Raw genomic sequence first — 21,627 nt, 5'->3', positions numbered from 1 at the left:
TCACTCTTTCATTTTCGGATCGAAGGCATCACGAAGACCGTCAGCTAATAAGTTGAAGGCAATCATAATGACTGACAACGTCACTGCTGGTACCCACAATAGATAAGGCAGATATTGGAATGTTTTATACCCATCACTTAACATCGTTCCTAGTGAGGCGTTTGGCGGTGTTAGCCCTAAGCCAATGAAGCTTAAGAAGGCTTCAAAGAAAATCGCCGTCGGAATACTAAACATCATTTGGACGATAATCACACTGGAGATGTTGGGTAAAATATGTTTAAAGGCAATCTTTAAATTACTTTCTCCTAACGTTTGCGCCGCTAAGACAAATTCTTGGTCTTTTAATTTTAACGTCTGAGCTCTCACGATACGGGCCATGGGAATCCAGTTAGTAATCGCCATTGCCGCAATAATCGAAGGAATCCCCGGTTCAAAAACAACCAACATTAAAATCATTACGACTAAATTGGGAATACCGGATAAAATTTCTAAGAAACGTTGCATCAACGTATCAACAGTGCCACCTTTTAGACCTGAAATTAGTCCATAAGTAACACCAAAAAGAATATCAAACATGGCTGCGATAAAAGCGATTAATAACGAAACCCGCGTCCCCATTAAAAGTCGACTTAACACGTCACGCCCCAGACCGTCAGTACCAAAATAGTAATTTAAATTCTCTGGTACATTGGCCGCAGCATATTTATCTACTAATTGACCACCGACCATTGCTTTACCGTTTAAACCATTGATGTTAATGCCGGGAATTCGCGGTGGCAAATTCATATACGCAACATTTTGTTTAGTGGGATTGTGAGGTGAAAAGAAAATCGAAACCACGGAAATCAAAATGATTACCAATAAAATAACCATACAGACCACCGCTGCTTTATTTTTGCGCAAACGGCGCCATGAATCTTGTAAGAAAGTCAAAGACGGCGCGGCAATCATTTCCCGCTCTTTAATTGTACTGCCGTGATATAACTCAAATTCTGAAGCGGGAATATCAGTAATAGCTTCATATTTAGGTTTAGCCTTCATTAGCCTTTGCTCCCTCCTGAAACCCGAATCCGTGGATCCACAATTCCATATAATAAATCAACTACTAAGATGACAATGATCAACATTGCCGAATACAACACCGTCACTGCCATAATTGTCGGATAGTCATTGGTTGTAATCGACTTAACAAATTGCTCACCAATTCCTGGAATAGCAAAAATATTTTCAACTACTAAAGAGCCCGTCATAAGTGCAACAGCTAAAGGTCCAAGTAAAGTCATTAAAGGAATTAAACTGTTACGTAGCCCGTGTTTAAAGGCAATCTCCCAACGACTTAACCCTTTGGCTCTGGCTAATTCCACATAATCACTATGCATCACTTCTACCATTTCCGTCCGGATAAAGCGTGCCGAATCCGCTAGCGGCGACATAGCCAGTGCGATTGTCGGTAAAATGGTATAAGCAAAACTTTCCCATTTGGCAATCGGTAAAATGTGCAACTTAATGGCAAAAACGTACTGCAATAAAACGGCAAAAACAAAGTTGGGAATGGAACGGCCCAAAATAGCAATTAACGTTGCCAATGTATCAACCCACGTGTTTTGTTTCATAGCTGAAATGGTTCCTAAAATAATACCGATAAATGTTCCTAGAAAAATAGCTTGCAATCCCAGTTGTAATGAAGGACCCACACGTCCTGCTAAAAGTGTAGCAACTGGTTGATTTTTAAATTGGAAGGAAATACCAAAATCTCCTTGTACTAAGTTTTTCAGATACGTCCCATATTGCACAATAACTGGTTTATCCAAGCCCATTTGTTTATTTAATAAAGCAATTTGTTCTGGACTTAAGCGTTCAGCATTGGTATAAGGTGTTCCTGGTAACATCTTTGATAAAAAGAAAGTAATCGTAGCAATCAGCCACAACGTTACCAACATGAAGAAAAGCCGTTTTAAAAAATATTTGAGAAAGTCATTCAAATTACTTCTCCTCCTATAAAATGGAATAATCATGAAAAAAACACGTTCTTTTTTGAAAGAAGTTGTCTTTCATGGATTTAGTTGAGTCAAACTCTGTCGCTTTTTAACCAGCCAATAAAATCCTTTTTGACTTTGCGAAATGAATTCGCTACAGTATAAGAAAAGCTTTTTAAGCCCACTATTACGAAGTGTTCTCGCTTTTTTGACCTAAAGAGTAAAAACCAGACACTTTTAACGATTTCGTTAAAGCAGTACAGCCAAAATGTACAGAATACACAAGGAGTTTGCTATGAAAAAATATCGTCCTTATCTCATTTCACTTGTTATCTTTGCTGGCGCCATTATTTTTGGCATTAGCCAAAATAATTTAAGCTTCATCACACTATCGGATACACTCTTCATGTTAGGATTGCCTTTTTTGATTGTGGGTAGCTTGTTATGGATTTTTTCCTCTGGCTTCTTCGATACTTTTCAAAGATCCATGCACGAAAGCTTAGGAAGAAAACAAAAGAAAAAAGCTAACTACACCCCCTTCTCTCAAGTTGGGGCTGGTGTTTATCCTTTCTGGTTAAAAATTGCCGGTGTTCTTTTTCTTTTAGCCCTCATCTTTTTTGCAATTAGTAATATTTAATAATTATTAATTAAAAAGACAAAGCGCGTTAGCTAAAAAAATTATTTGCAAAAGGCTGTGACAATCTACGTCACGGCCTTTTATTTGCAAATAAAAGAAGAAAGTAGCGGAAAAAAATAAACCAGATAATGGTAAAAATATGACGACTATTTTCCGATTATCCGGTTTATTTCTTGTAACTGAACTTTTTTCACGCCTCTTTTACGATAAAAATTATTCGGTTACATAAGTCCATTTGTAATCCCATGAAGCGCCGGCAGCGTGGTGTACGATACCTTTTACTTTTGGATTAATCATGTGACCTTCTGCTTTTTGGTAAACGCCGATAACGCCCGCAGTTGAACTGATGATTTTATCTGCTTCTTGCAAGTTTTCCCAACGTTTCATCGGATCGCCTGCATTGGTCGTGTTTGATTCTTTGACAACTTTGTCATAATCTTCATTTGACCATTGACCACGGTTATAAGAGTTCCCTGTAACAAACAAATCAGTAAAACTAGATGGGTCAGAGTAATCTGCGCCCCAGCCGCCTAATACCATGTCAAACTCGCCGTTATTTGAACGATCTAGTCGAACAGAAAATGGTACTGGTGTTGGTTTGATTTTGATACCAGGTAATGTTTCTTCCAAGGTACTTTGCAAATATTCCAAAACTTTTTTCGTCCCGTCATCATCAGAAGCGACAATATCAAACTCAAAGCTGTCTTTGCCCAATGCTTTTTTCGCTTTTTCCCAGTGATCTTGGGCTTTTTTCTTATCAAAACTTACCAAATCGCCAGCTTCTTTAGTGAAATCTTCGTTTGTTTCAGGGTTTTTAGACATATCTGATGGAATTAAACCTGTTGAAGCTACTGATCCGTCTCCTAAAACAGAATTCACAATGGCGTTACGATCAATCGCATAAGAAATTGCCAAACGTAAATCTTCATTCATAAATGGTGAGTCTTCTTTGCGTTGATTCAATTCAATATAAGAAGTACGCGCCTCTTTTACCGATTGGAACGCATCTTGATTGGCGTTTTGTTGTGCCAATTCACCAGATAAAATGACGTCGTCTGTTTGACCGTCGTTAAATAAATTCAATCCTGTTGAAGATTCTTTTACCACGCTAACTTTTACAGAGTCTAATTTCACCGTATCTTTATCCCAATACGTATCATTTTTTTGATATTCCCACTCCGTATCGGTCCCCGGTCCGTCAAATCCCGCTAACACAAAAGGCCCATTGTAAACAGATTGGTCTGATTTTGTCGCGTATTTGTCGCCATTTTTTTCTACAACTTTTTGTGGTTGTGGGAAGAATGATGGAAACGCGAATAAGTAATCCATATAAGGTGTAGGACGGGTTAAAGTAATTTCTAATTCATAATCATTTACTGCTTTAATCCCCAACTCAGACTTGTCTTTTTTACCGGCTGTAATATCTGCTGCATTCGTAACGGGCTCAAAAAGATACGCATACTCTGAAGCTGTTTTGGAATCGACTGTTCGCTGCCAGCCAAAGACATAATCAGACGCTTTCACCGGTTCACCATCAGACCACTTTGCATCTTCTCTTAATTTAATCGTATACTTTAAGCCGTCTTCACTAACTGTTGCCATTTCTGCCGCACCAGCTGGAATTGGCTTACTGTCTTTATCTAAACGATAAATTCCTTCATACACATTATTTAAAGCTGTAAAACTAATCGTATCTGTCGCAAGTGATAAATCCGCACTTGGCATTTCTTGTAAAACCGAAACACGAAATTCCTGTTTGTCTGCTTCTTTACCAGAAGAACTTGCGGCATTACTACCATCTGTTGTACCGCCTCCGCTGCCACATGCTGAAAGTACAATCCCGCAGACAGCCACAATACCCAATAATGATGTCTTTTTCATTTTCATTCCTTTTTCTCCTTGCCATCGATTGAATTTTCAGAACATTTAGCATTTTCTGAAGTTAACGAAAATTTTAATCAATAATTATTAAAAAAGCAAGACTTTATTCGTAAAAAAACAAATATATATAAATTTTCTGATAATTCTAAAAGTTAAAGATAAAAGGAATACCGCGAAAAGAAAGACTTCTATTCATTCAAAAAAAGACGTTTAAAATAGCATTTTTTTGTAAAAAAAAGAGGTAACGATTACAATCAAAATTGATAAAAATATAGTTTGGGGATTTTTTTAATAAATAAAAAAACTAATATTATTTCATAAAACCAATATATTTATTCGTTTTCAGCAGTGATTTTTACAATTTCAACAATAGTTCGGGTCGCTTTTTCCATAGCCTCCAGCGTAATAAATTCATATGGCCCATGAAAATTCTCACCACCTGTAAACAGATTCGGAGTGGCTATTCCTTTATAGGAAATTTTAGAACCATCTGTACCACCACGAAACGGGCTAATAACCGGCTTAATCCCTAACCTTTTCATTGCCAAAATAGCGTAATCTACCGCTCGTGGCTCTTTTTTAATAATTTCTTTCATATTGTAGTATTGATCAAATAAACGATACGTAATGCGCGGATAATCAAATGTTTCATTTAAGCGGTCGATAATGGTTTTTAGCATTTCTTTTCTTGCGCTGAACTTTTCTTGATCAAAATCGCGAATGATATAATCCAACTCAGCCTTTGAAATATCCCCACTAAATTTATTTAACAAATAAAAGCCTTCACTGTCTCTCGTCTGTTCTGGAACTTCTTTTTGGGGCAATTGACTGTCAATTTCTTCACCAATTTTAATTGCGTTTACTAATTGTCCATACGCGGTTCCAGGATGGACGCTCGTTCCTTCAATTTTAATTTCCATTTTTGCGGCATTAAATGTTTCATATTCAAAATGTCCTACTCGACCACTATCGACAGTATAGGCAAAAGCCACCGGAAAATCGGCTACTTCAAAATAGTCAGCTCCCCGCCCAATTTCTTCATCTGGTCCAAAAGCTACCCAAACATCTCCTCGCTTGGTTTCAGGTATTTCTTTTATTAGCCGTAACGCTGCCATAATTTCTGCAATACCCGCCTTATCATCGGCACCTAGAAGCGTTGTCCCATCTGTTGTAATTAAAGTTTGGCCGACATACTCTTTTAAGTTTGGAAACTGACTGGGAGATAACACTATCTTTTTCTCTTCATTTAAAACGATCCCTTGACCAGTATAATTTGACCAAACTTTAGGCTGAATATTTTCTGCATTGAAATCTGCTGTATCAACGTGCGCAATAAAGCCAATCGATGTTTTTGCTGGATTTCCTTTTAATACTCCAATAACAAAACTGTTCTTAACAAAATAATTAACCTGATCTAGCCCCAATTCTTCCAACTGTTTTTTTAACTGTAACGCCAGCTCTACTTGACCTGGCGTAGTGGGAATTTTCGTTGCTGTTTCATCTGAACGGGTATTGATTTTGACATAACTTAAAAAATCTTCCAGTAATTGACTCATTTTTATTCTCCTTTATTTCACTTTTGCTGTACGTAAATTGAAATAATCTCCGTAAGCGTGAAAGACAATTCCGTCTACTTTTTCATTAATTAAATAGTTTGATGCACTTTGATATAGCGGAACTTGAGCTGCATCTTCAGCTAGCAAGATTTTTTCAGCTGCTTGATAATCGTTAAAAAAAGCATCTGGATGATTCGCATCTGTCGTACGCGCTTTTTCGACAAGTGCTGTATAAGTTTTATTTTGGTAACCACCATAGTTGTATGAAGAACCAGTTTTATACAAGTTGAAATAAGAATCTAATTCACTAGAACCCGCAATCCAACCTGAAACTGATAATTCGTAATTGCCGTCTGTACGAGACTGATTTAAATTCACTTTAGGCTGTTTATTGATCACAATTTTTAAGCCAGGTAATGTTTCTTCCAGTTGGCTTTGCAAATACTCTCCTACTTTTTCACCATTATCGTCATCTGTCACCAATAATTTTAGTTTCAAGCCGTTGCCCACAACTGCTTTGGCTTTTTCCCACTCACTTTTGGCTACTTTTACATCATAAAGATTATAATCTCCGCTATATTTACGAAAGTCTTCCTTGGTATCAGGATTTGTGTATAGCCCACTTGGAATGAGACCATTTAAAGGAGTAGCACCATCGTTTAACACGTTTTTAGCTAATTGTGTTTTATTAATGGCTAAAGCAATCGCTTTTCTAACATGAACGTCTGCTAGGGCCGAATTCGCTTTTTGGTTAAAATCCAAAAATTGATTGGCGACATCGGGTTTTGTAACTAAGCGTGGATCGTTTTTAAATTGTTCAACATATTGACCACTTATCCGCTGTAAATCCAGCTCACCGCTATCTACTAATTGAATACCTGTGTTTTCTTCTTTAATGGTGGAGCCGTGAACAGTCTTTAATTTAACCTCATCTTTTCCATAATAGTTATCATTTTTCACTAAGGTCCATTCATCGCCAGTTTGCTTCCAGTCTTTTAATACAAAAGGCCCTGTATATAAAAGATCCTCACTGGTACGGGCATAAGCATCTTTTTTAGCGGTGACAAATTTTTCATTTTGCGGTGCCAACCAACCAATTGAGACTACAGATAAAAATGACGGTTGCGCTTGTTTTAAACGTACTTCAAATGTCTTTTCATCTAGCGCTGCTAGACCAATTTCATCGACAGATTTTTTACCTTCACGAATCGCCTGGCTGTTAACCACGTTATCAAGTAGATAAGCATTTGGGCCCATTGTTTCAGGATTTACCAAACGTTTCCAGGCAAATAAAAAATCAGCAGCCACTACTTTATCGCCATTACTCCATTTTGCATCGTCTCTTAAGGTAAATGTATAGGTCTTACCATCAGAACTAATCGCAACTTTTTGAGCCAGGCCTGGAATCGGCTGGCTATCATCATCAAATCGATATAATCCTTCAAACAAATGCTGCACGACAGTAAATGTGATTTTATCTGTCGTCTGCGTCGTGTCTAGTGTACTTAACGGTGCAGGTAAACTCACACTAATTTCTTGTTTTATCGCGTTTTTTCCTGTAACATCCCCACTTTCTTTTGCTGTCCCACCGGTCGTACATCCAGTGAGTGCTAGCGCTAAAATACCTACTGCCACTAAAATACCCTTTTTCCTTTTCATTTTTGCCACTCCTCTATCCTGATTTTTGTAATAACTAACGACCAACCAATCTGTTGAAACTTGCTGAACTTTCGCAGAAAATAAAAAAGTCCTCATCCCTTTGCTTGCCAGACTATGACAAACAAAGGGACGAAGACTTTTCGCGTTACCACCCTAATTCATACTATCCTTACGAATAATATCTCAACGGTACCTGTTGATACCCGGCAGAATAACGACTGCTTTTCCGTCCAAACGGCGTTAACCATTTGCAATGCTCAGAGCTCATCTTCACTAAATTGCGCAATATCCTTTCACACCGACCGGACTCTCTTTAATCGCTCTTTTTAGCTACTCTTCTCTTCAACGCATGAAATCTTTAGTTGTGTGTTAGCTTACCCAGAATTATGACATTTGTCAATCTTTTTTTGTAATATTTTTAATATTTAATTTATTTCAAAACGAATGCGCAAAACCAATCGGAAGCTATACTGCTTTTCATTCAGATACAAAATACATCCGATTTTTTGTAACAATATACATTTATAATAATATTAATTCATACACACACTATAACTATTCGTTATATTAAAAAGAGGATTACAAATGAAAAAGCTTAAAATACTTTATCAAATACTAACAAATAGCATCACGAAAAAACGACTCCTGTGCTTTTGTAACTTGAAGTAATCGTTCAACTCCATATCACCTAATAAGCTATCAAACAATCTCACATCCAAAGTCAGCCATTAAAAGTTATCTATACAAAATTATATTGATAAAAAACTGGTTTTGGATAATATTGCATTGATAAAGATTTTTCAACTATTAAAAAAAGACAAATGATCTCTATCAAATTTTATATCATTAAATTCAAAAATAGCGGACTCACAAAATGAGTACCGCTATTTTTAGACTTTAGCTTTCGTTAAAAATATATATTCAATTTTACTTTTTGTGATTAACTCCGCAATCCTTTGCCACGACTAATCAAATAATAACAAACTGAGTATAAGACTACGATAAATAAAACAAGCACTGTCATGGAAACTGCGACTGGGATATCGGTTGTCCCTAAAAAGCCGTAGCGGAAACCTGAAATCATGTAGACAATCGGATTTACTTTAGAGACAGCTTGCCAAAATGGCGGTAACATCGAAATGGCATAAAAAACGCCACCTAAATAAGTCAAAGGTTGCAAAACAAACGTTGGTACAATCGAAACATCATCATAGGATTGCGCAAAAACGCCATTAATCAGCCCAGCTAATGAAAATAAAATAGCGGTCATCAATAACGTCACAATTACAAGTAACCAGGAATGAACATTTAACGGAACAAAAAATAACGAAATAATCGTAACTAATGCGCCAACTAATGTACTGCGGCCAACCCCGCCAATTACAAAGCCCCAAATAATAATATGGGCCGGTACTGGAGCTACTAATAATTCCTCAATATTTTTTTGAAATTTTTGAGAGAAAAAAGATGAGGAAACATTGGCATAAGAACTCGTAATGGCTGACATCATAATAAGACCAGGTACAATAAATTCAATATAAGAAAAGCCCCCCATATCCCCGATGCGACCACCAATCATTTTCCCAAAAATAATGAAATAAAGTGAGGTGGTGATAACAGGCGGCACCAATGTCTGCACCCAAATCCGCAAATAGCGATGGGTTTCTTTGGCGGCTAGACTTTTTAATGCAGTTAAATAAAGACTAAACATGATTTTCCTCCAAACGAACTTTTTCTTCGGTGATTTTTAAGAACAATTCTTCCAGTCGGTTGGATTTATTACGCATGGAGACTACTTTAATTTTTTGTTCACTCAACTGATTAAAAATTTCATTAACCCCTTGATTGCGTTCAACTTCCACTGCAAGCGTTACTTCATCTTCCAACTCATAGTTGTAGCCTGTGAGTTTAAGTGGTGTTTTATATGGCGCTAAGTCCAAAATAAACGTTTCAAATTGCAATTTGGCTAAAAGACTCTTCATACTCGTATTTTCAATTAATTCGCCTGATTGAATAATACCAATATTGCGACACAACATCTCCGCTTCCTCTAAATAGTGGGTCGTCAAAATGATCGTAGTACCACTTTCATTTAAGGCCTTTAAAAAGCCCCACATCTCTCTTCTTAGTTCAATATCCACACCGGCTGTTGGTTCATCCAAAATCAAAAGTTTTGGTTCATGCATGAGGGCTCTGGCGATCATTAGCCGTCTTTTCATCCCACCAGAAAGCATCCGCGCCCGTTCATTGCGTTTTTCCCAGAGATTGGATTGCTTCAAATATTTTTCACTGCGTTTTAAAGCTTCTTTGCGGGAAACGCCATAATAGCCTGCTTGATTGACCACAATTTGTTGAACTGTTTCAAAAGGATTGAAATTGAATTCTTGGGGAACCAAGCCGATTTGTTGCTTGGCTTTATCTAAATCCGTATCTAAATCATAGCCAAAAACTTTTACCTTACCGGCAGTTTTATTCACTAAGGAAGTGATAATTCCAATCGTAGTGGATTTACCGGCACCATTAGGACCTAAAAGAGCGTAAAAATCGCCTTCTTCTACTTTTAAATCAATCCCGCGCAAAGCTTTCACGCCGGTGCTGTATACTTTTTTTAAATCTTCTATTTCCAGTGCGTAGGTCATTGGTCTTTCCTTTCGTTGTTTCAGCTTTTTTCGTTTTATCTTATCTGACTGTCGACAGCTTTGAAATGCCAAATAATTGCATTTGACTGTCCAGAAACTGACGGATAAAATCTTCTGTCAATTGATAGTGATGCCAAATCCCTTTTTTTGTTACCATCACCACCCCAGCCTTTTCCAAGATTTTCATGTGGTGGGAAAGTGTCGGTTGGGTAAAGTCAAAATGTTTTAACAGCTCACAAGCACATAAACTACCACCAGTCAGCAAATCAATAACTTTCAGGCGCTTCGGATCAGCTAACGCTTTTAAAATCACTGCCATTTCATCATAATTCATACTTTTTCTCCTATAGATAGATAAACGTCTATCTAACAAAGTAACCAATCAAAGCCAACTTGTCAATTGCCGCTGGCTAAAAAACGGATAATTTTCAAGCATGAAGATAAAATCTGGACAAATTGTCTGCAAATTTCTCAGGTCGTTTCATTATTGCAATAAAGAGTAAACTGACCAAACTAGACTAAAAAAAGACGCAACGAACGTGGATGAAGCTTTAGGATGAAGCGCAAATGATAAGAATTTGCCCTTTCATATCCCGCAGCCTTTAAGTATGAAGTCTACCCTAAAAAACTTATTTCTTATAAAAATTAGATAACTATTTTACATAAACACAAAAAAAAGAAGCTGTGACAAATGTCTTGTCACACCTCCCATTTTCAAATAAACAGTGTGACAGAAGCAACTTCTGTCACACCCTCTTTTATTTGCGTTAATCTTAATCGCCACCGGCTGCAATTTTAGCACGGTTATAAATAGCTTCTTTTGCTTTTAGATCCATAATATTGGCAATATCTTCGCCTTTAGAATGGTAACTATCCATAATCCCTAATGCTTGGAAAAGAGTTTGTTTATAAGCGATTTCCGCATTCCATTCCACTGTATCCAAGATAGATAATGCTTTGTGAATTGCCATCAAGCCATCGTCTCCTGTAGCATTAATTAAAACGCCATGGCTATCAAGTAACAACATGTGGGGTACAGGTAGATCATTTTCTCGAATATATGTGCTGGTAATTTCAGCTAATTCTTCTGAGCAATTAGGTGCAAAACGCATCACCGGCACTGGTCCTACTTTTTGCGTTGCTTCTGTCAAATTCGGCATTGGTAAGCCACTTGTAGCCCAAAACATCGCATTTGGCGCATGGGCATGTAACACTGCCTTAATTTCTTCATTGGTCTTATAAACAGCTTGGTGCATATTGATTTCACGGGTTAGACTACCTACCCCACAAACAATCTCTCTTGTTTCTAAGTCAACTACCAAAATTTGCGCTGCCGTTAAATTACCTAAATACGCTTCTGACATCATTGTCGGTGTCATAATAATATATTTTTTGCCATCTTTTTCAGCTAAGAAAGAAAAGTTTCCTCCCGCTACATTGGTTAGTTTACGTGTAAAGATTAAACGGACAATATCCGCCATATCTTGTCGTTCCCGTTCAAAAAGCATACGTCCATCAGACATCATTTATTCCCCCATTATTTTTTAAATAGTTTCCCGGAAGACAGTACTTCGCGTGTGGCCTCTCTGATTTCTTGGGAAGCTTGTAACTTTTGTTTTTGTCGTTCATTATATTCTTTAAATAAAATGGGACTGCCATAGTGATAAATAAAGCCCGCAAGTACAATGACGACAAGATTTATTAATAAGTTTTGCATAAAAAGATTCGTTGCAAAGAGTCCAATTGCCACCATTAACAAAACGTACCATTTGAATTTTTCATTAATCACTATGACTCACTCCTCATTTAAGCCGTTTTAGCGGCTAAATTTTCTGCTTTTTTCTCTTCATAACGTTGACTTGGTACTTTGGCTTGCTTCATGTAGCGATTTAATAGAACAAATAGTCCTAAGAAAATCACGATTCCTGCAATGGCATAAATATTTTTATTAAAGGCTTCAGCAAACAAGACACGGAATTCCGCTCCTTCAAATGAAGACCAAGTAATTAATTGACCTTCTTTAAAGCCTTCTACTGCCCCTGTTTTTGTTGCTAAGTTACTTAAAATTGGCGCTAACCAAGTTGCTGTATACAAGTAGATTGGTAATGTAATCACACCTAAAACCAACATGCGCGCTAAGTTACCACCAGTTAAAAGTAAACCGCCGACTGCAATCGAGTAATTAATAATCCCTGCTAAAGGTAAAACAGTGTTTCCTGGTAAGAACATCGCATAACCGATAAAGACTGGGACTAACAAAATTGCTGTTACCCAAATTTCAGAACGTCCCGCTAAAATTGGCCAATCTAAGCCAATATAAACTTCGCGATCTTTGAATTTATTTTTCATAAATTCTGACATAGCGTCTGCTAGTGGTGATAAAGCTTGCATAAACATCTTAGAAATCATTGGGAATAAAGCCATTGCCGTTGCAACTTGAATCGCTAAGTTTAGTGAACCTGATACACCATAAGATGCCGCAAAACCAAGTGCCAAACCAATGATAAAGCCCATTACTGAGTTTTCAGAGAAAACACCTAATTTGGCTTTTAAAGCATTTGCGTCTGCTTTACGATTAAAGAAAGGAATTTTATCCATCAACATGTTAAACGGTAATAAAACAATCGCAGAAGAAGTCATAAAGTGCGTAACCGTTACCAATGGAATGCCCGTTAAATCTTGAATATGTCGTTGGAACATATCCCCTAATTTTAATTCTAAAATTACTTGAACAATCGCTGTAATAAAACCAGCAACTAAACTACCTGATACAAAGTAAACCAAATACGCTGTTAATGCTTTCCCCCAAACATTCCACATATCAACGTTCAATGTTTTGGTTAAGTTTAAAACTAACATTAAGAAATTTACCCCAATTGTCACAGCGAAAAAGACAAAGGCATAAGACCAAGACCATGTAATACTAGCAGCACCCGTCCAGCCCATATCTAAAGCTGGTAAATGGATGCCTGTGTTTTCTGCCATAGCTTCTGAAGCCGGACTAACGGCATTTGACATAAAGCCAATCACCATCGACATACCGGTAAAAGCAATCCCTAAAGTAATCGCCGACATAAATGCTTTTTTCAGCTTCATCCCTGCTAGAAGACCTAATAATAAAATAATTAATGGTACAAAAATTGCAGAACCCAAATCTAAAACTGCTTGAACAACACGTTGAAAGATTTCCATCTTTTTTCCTCCTATTTCGCCAATGCAGTGATTTGATCATAAATTTCGTCAGCGCCCATGCCAGTTAAAAAGGGAATACCAGGGAATACTTTTACCCCTAATTCATCGGCTTTAGACAAGACTTCACTATCTGGTTGCGCAATATAAACATAAATCCCCGCATGTGGTAATTCATTGGTAATGGATTTGTAATCCACCGCTTCAACTTGGAAATTAATTCCGTCATCTTCAAATTTGTTAGCAATTTTACTGGCAATTGTTTGGCTAGTAGCGACCCCACTTCCGCAAGCTACGATAAGTTTTCTTTTCATGTTTTTTTCCTCCTAAGATGCAATACTTTTAATGAAAAACTGATACATCATTTCTGGGCAATCAATCGCCAAAAACTGCTGTACAAATTCCTCATCCATAAACAAATTCATAAATACTTGCAACAAACCAACCTGATTTTTTCCATCTTTAATTCCTAAAAAGAATAAATTCTCAACTTCCATTTCGCTATTGTCACCCATCTGCCGGCATTTTACAGGCGACTTCAAACGACATATAAATACAAACGCTTCTTTGACAAATTCTGGATCCGCATGAGGCAATGCGATATTTAAGTGCTGGGTGACCAACCCAGTTGGGAAATTCGCTTCCCGTTTTGTAATCCCATCAAAATAATCCTCATTCACCATACCTGCTTCTAAAAGCTTTGCCGCCACAATTTGAAACACGTCTGCTTCGGTTGTAGCCTCTACTGACAAATCAATTAACTTAGGACTAAACATCGATTTATAGTCCATTCCGACACCTCCTCGACCTGTGAAGAACAATGTTAAACTTTGTGTTTATGTGTTCTACTTTGTTCTACATTCACATCATAATCGAATTTAATCACACTGTCAACGCTTTCTTTAACAAAGTTGAACATTTTTTCTGTTATTCTATTACTTGAAAACAATTTCATATTCCTATACAATGAAGTCGAACATCGATTTGAAACAAACTTTAACAATGTCCAACAAAATATTCTGGAGGCCTGTTCATGCTTAAACAAGAACGACAACAAAAAATCTTAGAACTTATCCAACAACATACTTATTTAAGTATTTCTGACATCGCATCACGACTAGACGTCTCTGAAATGACCATTCGCCGAGACGTAACCGAATTATCCAAACAAAAAAAATTAAATAAACTTTATGGCGGCGCTCAAAAATTAGACGTCTTAAATAAAGAACTATCCACTGATGAAAAAATTACGACAAATGTCGAACAAAAAAAATATATTGGCAGACTAATCAATCACCTTATTCACGATAATGCCATCATCTTTGTTGGAGCAGGAACGACAATTCTTCACGCGTTACCCGAAATTACCCGTAAAAATCTTTTCGTCATTACCAATAGTCTAATTTCCTTTAATTATTTAAAAGATAATACAGACTACCGTATTTTACTTACTGGTGGTGAATTTATTAGTACCACTGAAGAATTTATCGGTGAAGTGGCCAAACGCTCATTTGAAACGTTAAATATCGACTATGCGTTTATTGCAACGAATGGTATTTTTGAAAATAATATTACAACCGCGCAATATGAAGAAGGCGATATTCAAAATGCGGCCGTTGCTAAGGCAAAAGTCGCTTGTGTCGTAGCGGACAGTTCCAAACTAGGCGTATCTGACGTCTATACTTTCCAACATATGGATCAAATGGACTATTTGATCACAGATGATCGTATTCCAGATGAATGGGTGCAACATTATAGTCAGTACACACAGATCCTTAAGGAGGAACCTGAATGATTATTACTATTACAATGAATCCATCACTAGATTATTCTTATATCATCCCCCATCTTGCTTTGGGAGAAACTAACCGTTTTGCTGCCCCCGTTCAATCCGTTGGCGGTAAAGGCATCAATGCTGGTCGTACGGCTGCTCTTTCTGGTAGCGAAGTCTTGTTAACCGGTTTTTTAGCCGGCGATCAAGGACAACTGGTTGCACAATATTTACAAAAAGAACAACTTTTCAACGTTGCCATGCAAGAAACAACCGGCCAAACCCGCCACGCTATTTCTATCATGCACGATCAAAATTTTCATACTGAAATTGTCGAAGAAGGTCCACTGATTTCAGACCAAGAAGCGCACACTTTAATCGACCAATTAAAAGAGTATGTGGCAAAAGAAGATGTCCAATTAATTTGCATATCCGGTTCTATCAATTCACAAAATGAATTTATTTACTTGGATATGCTAAAAAAAATTCGCACAGAAATCAGTGAAACATTACCGGTCTTTATGGATGTGTCTGGTAAGCAATTGCACAATCTTTTAACTTCAAATCACTACAAGCCTTCTTTTATTAAACCGAATATCCCTGAATTAGCTGAAATTTTGGGTACTTCACTAAACACCAAAGAAGAAGCGTTTGAACAATTACAAAATCCTTTATTTGATGGCATCGATTATGTCATGATTTCCTGTGGTTCACAGGGGGCTTTATGTAAAATGAAAGATGAGCTATACGATGTTGAAATTCCCAAAATTGCCGTTCGCAATACTACAGGTTCTGGTGATGCAAGTGTTGGCGGTTTTATGCACGCTATTGTTAGCGACTTTACACCCGAAAATGTCTTAAAATATTCCATGGCTTGTGGCATGTCCAATGCCCAACACGGAGAAGTCGGCATCATTAATCCTAAAAAAGTTGCGGAGTTCCAAAAACAAATTTGTGTCAAAAAAATTCAACCCCAAGAATGTATTGCCTAAATCAATGGTATAAAAGCAAAGTCTAAGCAATTGCGACTTTTGCTTTCACTATTTATAGCTTTTGCTATAAATAACTTTACATCTTTAATTTTCAGCAATATCAAATTGGACCAATCCTATAATACACTGATTTAGATAACGACACAATGTTATTTAAATCGATTAAAAATCAACCGAGATTTCCTTTATTTACGCAATAAAAAGCTCTGAAAAAGTTCCTTATTAAAGGAAAAATTTTCAGAGCTTCTTTTTTTATAACGTATAGACCATTTTAACTTCTACTAATATCCAACAGGAAAAATAACGGTATATATTTGTTTACTCCACTTGATTACCTGAAGCAAAATAAAAATAGTACAACGCGGTGCTTTCCCTCAGTTTCTTTACTACCGTATCAGCTAGTGATTACTTTTTAGCTTGTAGGGCTTCTTTTCTAAGTGCTACTGCTAACATTACTTCTTTCACATTTTCTTTATTACGTACCTTAAAAGACGTGCCAGGAACTAGCGCTAAAAAGTAGTCTTGTTGCGGATAAATGGTACAAAATGATCGCCCACTTTTTTGATATTTAATATTCCAGCCTCGCCAAATATTTTGATTCATGGCACAGTTGGAATAAGAAAATTTAGGTTTGATTTGATATGTTTCTTGCAAATCATGATCTAAAGCAGCAAAAAGTGCGAAAATTTCAGGACTCATAAAAGCTTCGATTGCAGCTTGTGTAGGCTGTTCTTCTGGTTTAAATACTTCATAGTTTAGCATCTGACTCCTCCTTTTTCGAATAACAAATAAATGCGCATGTATTATCGCTGCTTCATACCACCTAAGATTTCAACAAAATATAACCTTTTTTACTTTACGTTTGATGCGTAAAAGTTATCACACACTATCATATCCAGTAAGTGGCTGTATTCTACAGCTTAAAACAACAAGTGACACGAACTAATAAAAACGTATTTCACTGATTACTTTTTGACCACAAGCTATTGCTTTTTAGCTGTCAGAAGAAATGATAATGGTAGGCCTTGCTTATCATAAACATCGGTTAAACCAACATCATAATCATATTCATTTAACGCTAATACGTAAAAACCATTTATAGCTAAACTCGTAATGATTTCTGCCATCGTGTGGGAAAAACTGGTGAATGTTTTGGAATGATATGTGTTTGACATATAGCACATGCCATCATTTTCAATCCAAGGAGTGGTTCTAAAATACGAATAGCTTACCTGATTTAGTTTGTCCTGATCAAATTGTTCTTCTCCAGGTAAAGGCAACATATTCATAAATGGATGATAATCGTGAATGAGTAAGACACCATCTTTTTTCAAACAAGCGGCTACTTTTGCAAAAAGGGGAGCTAAATCTTCAAACCAAGTAATCGCACCAATTGTAAAAAAGATAAAATCAAATTGATTATAATAGTCACTCGGAATATCTAAAATATTGATTGCGACAAATTCACAATTAGTGATATTGGCCTTTAAAGCCGTGGTTCTTCCTTGCGCTAAAATATTTTCAGCAATATCAAAACCCACACCACTTTTAGCGCCAAGTTGTAACAATGCCAACAATTCCCGCCCATTATTGCAACAAAACTGCGCAATGCGTTTGTTTTTAAAATCCATTTTTTTCAGTTCATAGGCGACATTTTTATCAAAGAAAGGTAGCTCTTCTTTCAACAGACGTTTGAAATTATCTTCCCCCCAGTTTTCCTGACGCTGTTCAAAAGCCTCTTCCCAAGCTAACTTATTGCCTTTAATATAATCCATACTTAACTCCTTTTTGCATGCTCTTTCTCTTTTAGAGTATTTTTTTAACCTTTAAAATTAACGTTCCAAGATAAAATTAGTGGTGATTTTAGCGTATTCTGCAGGTGAGATCACTTGAATTTTACCAGGATACTGTGCTTCAATTTCTTTTAATCGCGGGGTAACAGTCGGTGCTACTGCTAGCATGCCGATATTTTCTTTGTTTAAAATTTCTGGCAACTCTGCTGGTCGGGCTGCCCGCCATTCATACATAGGGTGCATTTTACTAAGATTGGCAAGAAAATCTCTAGTCCCATAATCTTTTGCCTCTTTACCCCATTCGCTATTATTGGATGGGGTATAATTACTAACAAGAAAAATTGCTTTTTTCATGATTGTTTCCTCCTCTTTGATTGCTTTGTGGGTGACTTTAATTAATTCATCGACAGTGATTTGGAATAATTCAGACAGTCCAATTAAATATTCAATGGTAGGTTGGCTGACGCCTCGTTCCCACTTTGAAATTGTCTGGCGACTGATGTGAAGTTCATTAGCCAAATCATTTTGCGTGTAATGATGCAATGTGCGATAGTATTTAATATTTGCTCCAACAGCCGTCAATTCTTGTCCCTCCTTCCAATTCCACTGTAACCGCAATCATTTCTAAGAGTAAAGAACTTCTCCTGATTTTCGTGTAACTTATTCGTAGCAACCGCTTGGTAGCAAGGTTTTAATGGGGTGATTTCCCCGAAAAAATTTAGTTTAGATTTTACGCTTTAACACCATTTTTTACCTTCGTGCCTTTTTTAGGGCATAAGCACCTCAATAATTCTGGCAAAAAACCGGCCAAAATTTTAAAATATTACTTATTTTTTTATCTAATAAATTTAAACGTAAACTTTTTAACTTTATTAGATAGCTGTTACGAAATTTCTTCTATTACTAAATTATACTGGAAAAGAACTTTTTATCGTTAGTAATATCCTATTTCTGGTTTAGTATTTACCATCGCTTTGATTTAGCGTATAGCTAAAAAATTCATTGTGACCTCACTTAATTTGCGGCAAGAAAATTAAAAAAATCTTCCCAACAAGTATTTTTCTCAAATAAAAGAGCTGAATTTGAACTATCACCAGCTATTTACGTGTAACTGGTCCATTTATTGTATAGGTGGCATTTTTTTACCGAAAAAACCTTTAGCAAAACAATGCACTACAATTAGTGACAATCCCTGTAAGCTATTGCCGCATACATTAACATTACGTTACCAAAAGATCTCGCGTGAAATAAATTCCTCTACTTTTTTAGAAGAAAACCAATGACATTACCTATTACACTGATCGGAATAAAAAAGATAAAGAAAATAAAATACCAGAAAGCTTCATTAAAATTAACAGTAAATAACGCCCCAAGTAATAAAGCAGCACAAAAAACAGCAAATAACAGCGCAAACTGTTTTTTATTTTTGCTTTCTTTTATAAAAAAAGACAAGAACAAAAGCAGGAATGAAATACCACAAAGAATATAGCCAATCAATTGATTGTCATCTAATTTAAATCCCACTCCGTACCCTGTTGAAAAATAAAGTGCGGCTAAATAAATACTAATATAAAGCCCAAAGACAAATTGAATTTTTAAAAATCGCTTTTTCATAATTTTTCTCCTTGAAGAATAAACAGGTTTAATCAGATCTTCAGTATTCTGGGTAAATAAAACAAGTGCTCCTAGCTAGACAATTATTTAAAACTGTCTTATCCAGACAAGATTTAATCGTATCACACACTTTACTTTCCACTTTCCTACCTGTCTATCAATTTAAAATAAGAAAAAAACATTGAGAAAAGCTATTGCTACGACAATAACTTTTCGACCGTAATCTTCAAATCAGTAATATAATTTATCTAAAATAATTTCTTAGAAACTTTATCGACAATTAAAATAAATAACATATAATACGATTGTATTCGCTTTCTTGAAATAGTACTATTTATATATAACGAGGCCAAGCTATATAAAGACAACTTTTTGATAAATCTATATATAATTAGTTAGAAGACTTGCGTAAAAAATAAAATAACACTTAATACATTTACCTCGACAAGGAGGGATTTCATGATCAAAGATAATAAGCAGATTCAAGTTGCAATATGCCTTTTTAATTTAGCTTTTTTAGTCAAATCAAATCCGATAATTTCAATATGTTTGGCGCTATATTTTTTAATTAAACATGATAATTTCACTTCTAAAACCTTAAATATAATTTTTATCGTAGGAAATCTAACGAGTGCCATAATGTCAATGTACTATTTAGCATTTTATGGCTATCAAGGATTTGCAAATCTCTATTTACTATTATCGCAAATAATCGACAGAATAAATTTAATGAGAACTTTATATTAAAAATATTTGCATTGGATTATGTTAGGTTCACAAAATCAATTTTTTAAACTTATTCATCAGAAGAAACTTCGATAGCAATCACCATCACAAAGTAAAGACTGTAGACAGTATCCATCAAATGAACTTTGTCTACAGTCTGATCCACAGATTGTTGTGTTTTTTTATGAAAGATAGTCTTTAATGCGGCTTATCAGTATACTTTTTTATTTGATCTTTCATCCAATTGCCTTCAACAACTGTGCCCCATACTGCAAAACCAATTGAAATAAGCGTAATTAAAACTACTAGGATATCTTTCATGATTTTCCCTACTTTCTTTATCAACCTTAACTTACTTTCCTACCTGTCTATTAATTTAAAATAAGAAAAAAACATTGAGAAAAGCGATTGCTACGACAATAATCGGTAAATAGCGTGTTTGGGGCTCTAGCGCGTTTGAGCTTTGGCGCCGAAAAAGCTTCGTTGCCATTTTAAAACAACACCACCCCAGCAGCGTGCCAAAGGTATTGGTCAATAAATCATTAATATCAGTGGCGCGATATAATGTGAAAATTTGGCTGATTTCAATTGCTAAAGAAAGACCACTGCCTAATAATACTGTCTTACCCATTTTTTCAAAGTTACGGCTCATAAACGGAATTAAAAAACCGATTGGGATAAAAACAAAGATGTTCGCAATAAAACCAGCAGAAAAACCATCTGCTAGTGGTAGCCATTCCATTTGAGGATGAATTAATCCTTCGCCCAGACTGATTAGCCGGCGAAATTCACCAATGGTAGCAATACCAAAAATGGCGTCTAAACTAATTGCTAAATAATAAAACAGCAATAATGACGGAATTAAAATGGCAATTTTGCGCGACCAAGATAATTTTAAAACGCAAATTAAAACCGTAATTAGAATCGCCCCTAATACAGCAGCGGGATTAACAAAAAGTAGCTCGTAAAAAAAATCAAAAATTGTATAATTGTCCATCGATTGCTCCTTTTCTAAAAACACTAGTGTACTACTTTAGATAGTACACTAGTTAAGACGCAGCGTCCATTGCAAGTGCAATATTTTCATGTAATTTAAACAAAATGATAAAAATTTACGATTTATCTTTAGTTTACCTCTCTCTTTGGTAAGTTTTTAATTTCCTTACCTGATATTTTTCCTACCAAAATGTTTCA

The 21,627-nt window shown here is 36.0% G+C and carries 23 protein-coding genes; 4 read left to right on the top strand and 19 right to left on the bottom strand.

Features of this window, described 5'->3' with window-relative positions; translation table 11 throughout:
* Entirely contained in the window at positions 1–1,041 is a 1,041-nt protein-coding gene (locus IGI65_RS02955; RefSeq protein ID WP_095006916.1) for an ABC transporter permease, read from the bottom strand.
* Positions 1,041–1,982 carry an oligopeptide ABC transporter permease gene (opp3b, locus tag IGI65_RS02950; protein WP_095006917.1) on the bottom strand — a complete coding sequence of 314 codons (942 nt, stop codon included), beginning with the start codon at positions 1,980–1,982 and terminating at the stop codon, positions 1,041–1,043. The genes IGI65_RS02955 and opp3b overlap by 1 nt, the downstream gene beginning before the upstream one ends.
* A 289-nt stretch (positions 1,983–2,271) precedes the next feature.
* Between opp3b and IGI65_RS02945 the strand changes: the two genes are divergently transcribed.
* Complete coding sequence (locus IGI65_RS02945; RefSeq protein WP_438773181.1) at positions 2,272–2,613, top strand: DUF3899 domain-containing protein; 342 nt, start codon at positions 2,272–2,274, stop codon at positions 2,611–2,613.
* 213 nt (positions 2,614–2,826) lie between these two features.
* Here IGI65_RS02945 and IGI65_RS02940 read toward each other — a convergent pair whose 3' ends face one another.
* From IGI65_RS02940 to IGI65_RS02890, 11 genes are all read right to left on the bottom strand, one after another.
* A complete protein-coding gene (locus IGI65_RS02940; protein WP_438774403.1) occupies positions 2,827–4,494 on the bottom strand; it encodes a peptide ABC transporter substrate-binding protein in 1,668 nt (555 codons plus the stop codon).
* A 332-nt stretch (positions 4,495–4,826) separates the two neighbouring features.
* On the bottom strand, positions 4,827–6,050 hold the full coding sequence (gene pepT / locus IGI65_RS02935; RefSeq protein WP_438773180.1) for a peptidase T: 1,224 nt from the start codon (positions 6,048–6,050) through the stop codon (positions 4,827–4,829).
* A gap of 12 nt (positions 6,051–6,062) precedes the next feature.
* Positions 6,063–7,709, bottom strand: coding sequence for a peptide ABC transporter substrate-binding protein (locus tag IGI65_RS02930; RefSeq protein ID WP_438773179.1), 1,647 nt, complete (start codon positions 7,707–7,709; stop codon positions 6,063–6,065).
* Positions 7,710–8,649: 940 nt separating this feature from the next.
* The gene (locus IGI65_RS02925) at positions 8,650–9,420 is read right to left on the bottom strand and encodes an ABC transporter permease (RefSeq protein WP_095006919.1); all 771 of its coding nucleotides are present in this window, start codon (positions 9,418–9,420) and stop codon (positions 8,650–8,652) included.
* Entirely contained in the window at positions 9,413–10,348 is a 936-nt protein-coding gene (locus IGI65_RS02920; protein ID WP_071865312.1) for an ABC transporter ATP-binding protein, read from the bottom strand. The genes IGI65_RS02925 and IGI65_RS02920 overlap by 8 nt, the downstream gene beginning before the upstream one ends.
* Positions 10,349–10,388: 40 nt before the next feature.
* Entirely contained in the window at positions 10,389–10,682 is a 294-nt protein-coding gene (locus IGI65_RS02915; protein ID WP_438773178.1) for an ArsR/SmtB family transcription factor, read from the bottom strand.
* A gap of 439 nt (positions 10,683–11,121) precedes the next feature.
* The gene (locus IGI65_RS02910) at positions 11,122–11,871 is read right to left on the bottom strand and encodes a class II aldolase/adducin family protein (RefSeq protein ID WP_071865314.1); all 750 of its coding nucleotides are present in this window, start codon (positions 11,869–11,871) and stop codon (positions 11,122–11,124) included.
* 14 nt (positions 11,872–11,885) lie between these two features.
* Entirely contained in the window at positions 11,886–12,137 is a 252-nt protein-coding gene (locus IGI65_RS02905) for a hypothetical protein (RefSeq protein ID WP_245813020.1), read from the bottom strand.
* Between the two features lie 17 nt (positions 12,138–12,154).
* On the bottom strand, positions 12,155–13,540 hold the full coding sequence (locus IGI65_RS02900; RefSeq protein WP_438773177.1) for a PTS galactitol transporter subunit IIC: 1,386 nt from the start codon (positions 13,538–13,540) through the stop codon (positions 12,155–12,157).
* Positions 13,541–13,551: 11 nt separating this feature from the next.
* Complete coding sequence (locus IGI65_RS02895) at positions 13,552–13,851, bottom strand: PTS sugar transporter subunit IIB (protein ID WP_071865316.1); 300 nt, start codon at positions 13,849–13,851, stop codon at positions 13,552–13,554.
* Positions 13,852–13,863: 12 nt separating this feature from the next.
* Positions 13,864–14,328: a PTS sugar transporter subunit IIA gene (locus tag IGI65_RS02890; protein WP_438773176.1), complete on the bottom strand. Its 465-nt coding sequence runs from the start codon at positions 14,326–14,328 to the stop codon at positions 13,864–13,866.
* Between the two features lie 242 nt (positions 14,329–14,570).
* Between IGI65_RS02890 and IGI65_RS02885 the strand changes: the two genes are divergently transcribed.
* Together IGI65_RS02885 and IGI65_RS02880 are read left to right on the top strand one after the other, a co-directional pair.
* Entirely contained in the window at positions 14,571–15,332 is a 762-nt protein-coding gene (locus IGI65_RS02885; protein ID WP_095006923.1) for a DeoR/GlpR family DNA-binding transcription regulator, read from the top strand.
* Positions 15,329–16,300, top strand: a complete 972-nt coding sequence (locus tag IGI65_RS02880) for a 1-phosphofructokinase family hexose kinase (RefSeq protein ID WP_438773175.1) — start codon at positions 15,329–15,331, stop codon at positions 16,298–16,300. The genes IGI65_RS02885 and IGI65_RS02880 overlap by 4 nt, the downstream gene beginning before the upstream one ends.
* Before the next feature lie 405 nt (positions 16,301–16,705).
* On the opposite strand, the gene IGI65_RS02875 is transcribed toward IGI65_RS02880, so the two are convergent.
* The 4 genes from IGI65_RS02875 to IGI65_RS02860 all read right to left on the bottom strand — a co-directional run bounded on the left by IGI65_RS02875 (position 16,706) and on the right by IGI65_RS02860 (position 19,707).
* Positions 16,706–17,062 (bottom strand): DUF3788 family protein, encoded by a 357-nt coding sequence (locus tag IGI65_RS02875; RefSeq protein ID WP_095006924.1) that lies wholly within the window; start codon positions 17,060–17,062, stop codon positions 16,706–16,708.
* 221 nt (positions 17,063–17,283) lie between these two features.
* Entirely contained in the window at positions 17,284–18,075 is a 792-nt protein-coding gene (locus tag IGI65_RS02870; RefSeq protein WP_095006925.1) for a class I SAM-dependent methyltransferase, read from the bottom strand.
* 57 nt (positions 18,076–18,132) lie between these two features.
* The gene (locus tag IGI65_RS02865; protein WP_438773174.1) at positions 18,133–18,675 is read right to left on the bottom strand and encodes a helix-turn-helix domain-containing protein; all 543 of its coding nucleotides are present in this window, start codon (positions 18,673–18,675) and stop codon (positions 18,133–18,135) included.
* Between the two features lie 675 nt (positions 18,676–19,350).
* Positions 19,351–19,707 (bottom strand): hypothetical protein, encoded by a 357-nt coding sequence (locus IGI65_RS02860; RefSeq protein ID WP_438773173.1) that lies wholly within the window; start codon positions 19,705–19,707, stop codon positions 19,351–19,353.
* 459 nt (positions 19,708–20,166) lie between these two features.
* Here IGI65_RS02860 and IGI65_RS02855 point away from each other — a divergent pair, with 459 nt between their 5' ends.
* The gene (locus IGI65_RS02855) at positions 20,167–20,454 is read left to right on the top strand and encodes a hypothetical protein (RefSeq protein WP_071865524.1); all 288 of its coding nucleotides are present in this window, start codon (positions 20,167–20,169) and stop codon (positions 20,452–20,454) included.
* Positions 20,455–20,631: 177 nt separating this feature from the next.
* On the opposite strand, the gene IGI65_RS02850 is transcribed toward IGI65_RS02855, so the two are convergent.
* Both IGI65_RS02850 and IGI65_RS02845 read right to left on the bottom strand, forming a co-directional pair.
* On the bottom strand, positions 20,632–20,754 hold the full coding sequence (locus IGI65_RS02850; RefSeq protein ID WP_282956609.1) for a hypothetical protein: 123 nt from the start codon (positions 20,752–20,754) through the stop codon (positions 20,632–20,634).
* Positions 20,755–20,809: 55 nt separating this feature from the next.
* The gene (locus tag IGI65_RS02845) at positions 20,810–21,430 is read right to left on the bottom strand and encodes a VanZ family protein (protein ID WP_438773172.1); all 621 of its coding nucleotides are present in this window, start codon (positions 21,428–21,430) and stop codon (positions 20,810–20,812) included.
* Positions 21,431–21,627: the final 197 nt, after the last annotated feature.

Source organism: Enterococcus sp. DIV0755b, assembly GCF_051713765.1.
GTDB lineage: Bacteria > Bacillota > Bacilli > Lactobacillales > Enterococcaceae > Enterococcus_C > Enterococcus_C canintestini.
The sequence above is the reverse complement of the archived record's forward strand: the minus strand, read 5'-3'. Positions and strand labels throughout refer to the sequence as shown.

Bases quoted from the DNA above. Each gene is read 5' to 3' on its own strand.
- IGI65_RS02900 (WP_438773177.1), bottom strand. From the start codon at position 13,540: ATGGAAATCTTTCAACGTGTTGTTCAAGCAGTTTTAGATTTGGGTTCT.
- IGI65_RS02945 (WP_438773181.1), top strand. From the start codon at position 2,272: ATGAAAAAATATCGTCCTTATCTCATTTCACTTGTTATCTTTGCTGGC.
- IGI65_RS02860 (WP_438773173.1), bottom strand. From the start codon at position 19,707: ATGAAAAAGCGATTTTTAAAAATTCAATTTGTCTTTGGGCTTTATATT.
- IGI65_RS02890 (WP_438773176.1), bottom strand. From the start codon at position 14,328: ATGGACTATAAATCGATGTTTAGTCCTAAGTTAATTGATTTGTCAGTA.
- IGI65_RS02920 (WP_071865312.1), bottom strand. From the start codon at position 10,348: ATGACCTACGCACTGGAAATAGAAGATTTAAAAAAAGTATACAGCACC.
- IGI65_RS02955 (WP_095006916.1), bottom strand. From the start codon at position 1,041: ATGAAGGCTAAACCTAAATATGAAGCTATTACTGATATTCCCGCTTCA.
- pepT (WP_438773180.1), bottom strand. From the start codon at position 6,050: ATGAGTCAATTACTGGAAGATTTTTTAAGTTATGTCAAAATCAATACC.
- IGI65_RS02895 (WP_071865316.1), bottom strand. From the start codon at position 13,851: ATGAAAAGAAAACTTATCGTAGCTTGCGGAAGTGGGGTCGCTACTAGC.
- IGI65_RS02940 (WP_438774403.1), bottom strand. From the start codon at position 4,494: ATGAAAAAGACATCATTATTGGGTATTGTGGCTGTCTGCGGGATTGTA.
- IGI65_RS02875 (WP_095006924.1), bottom strand. From the start codon at position 17,062: ATGCTAAACTATGAAGTATTTAAACCAGAAGAACAGCCTACACAAGCT.
- IGI65_RS02885 (WP_095006923.1), top strand. From the start codon at position 14,571: ATGCTTAAACAAGAACGACAACAAAAAATCTTAGAACTTATCCAACAA.
- IGI65_RS02925 (WP_095006919.1), bottom strand. From the start codon at position 9,420: ATGTTTAGTCTTTATTTAACTGCATTAAAAAGTCTAGCCGCCAAAGAA.
- IGI65_RS02915 (WP_438773178.1), bottom strand. From the start codon at position 10,682: ATGAATTATGATGAAATGGCAGTGATTTTAAAAGCGTTAGCTGATCCG.
- IGI65_RS02850 (WP_282956609.1), bottom strand. From the start codon at position 20,754: ATGAAAGATATCCTAGTAGTTTTAATTACGCTTATTTCAATTGGTTTT.
- IGI65_RS02855 (WP_071865524.1), top strand. From the start codon at position 20,167: ATGATCAAAGATAATAAGCAGATTCAAGTTGCAATATGCCTTTTTAAT.
- IGI65_RS02845 (WP_438773172.1), bottom strand. From the start codon at position 21,430: ATGGACAATTATACAATTTTTGATTTTTTTTACGAGCTACTTTTTGTT.
- IGI65_RS02910 (WP_071865314.1), bottom strand. From the start codon at position 11,871: ATGTCTGATGGACGTATGCTTTTTGAACGGGAACGACAAGATATGGCG.
- IGI65_RS02880 (WP_438773175.1), top strand. From the start codon at position 15,329: ATGATTATTACTATTACAATGAATCCATCACTAGATTATTCTTATATC.
- IGI65_RS02930 (WP_438773179.1), bottom strand. From the start codon at position 7,709: ATGAAAAGGAAAAAGGGTATTTTAGTGGCAGTAGGTATTTTAGCGCTA.
- IGI65_RS02870 (WP_095006925.1), bottom strand. From the start codon at position 18,075: ATGGATTATATTAAAGGCAATAAGTTAGCTTGGGAAGAGGCTTTTGAA.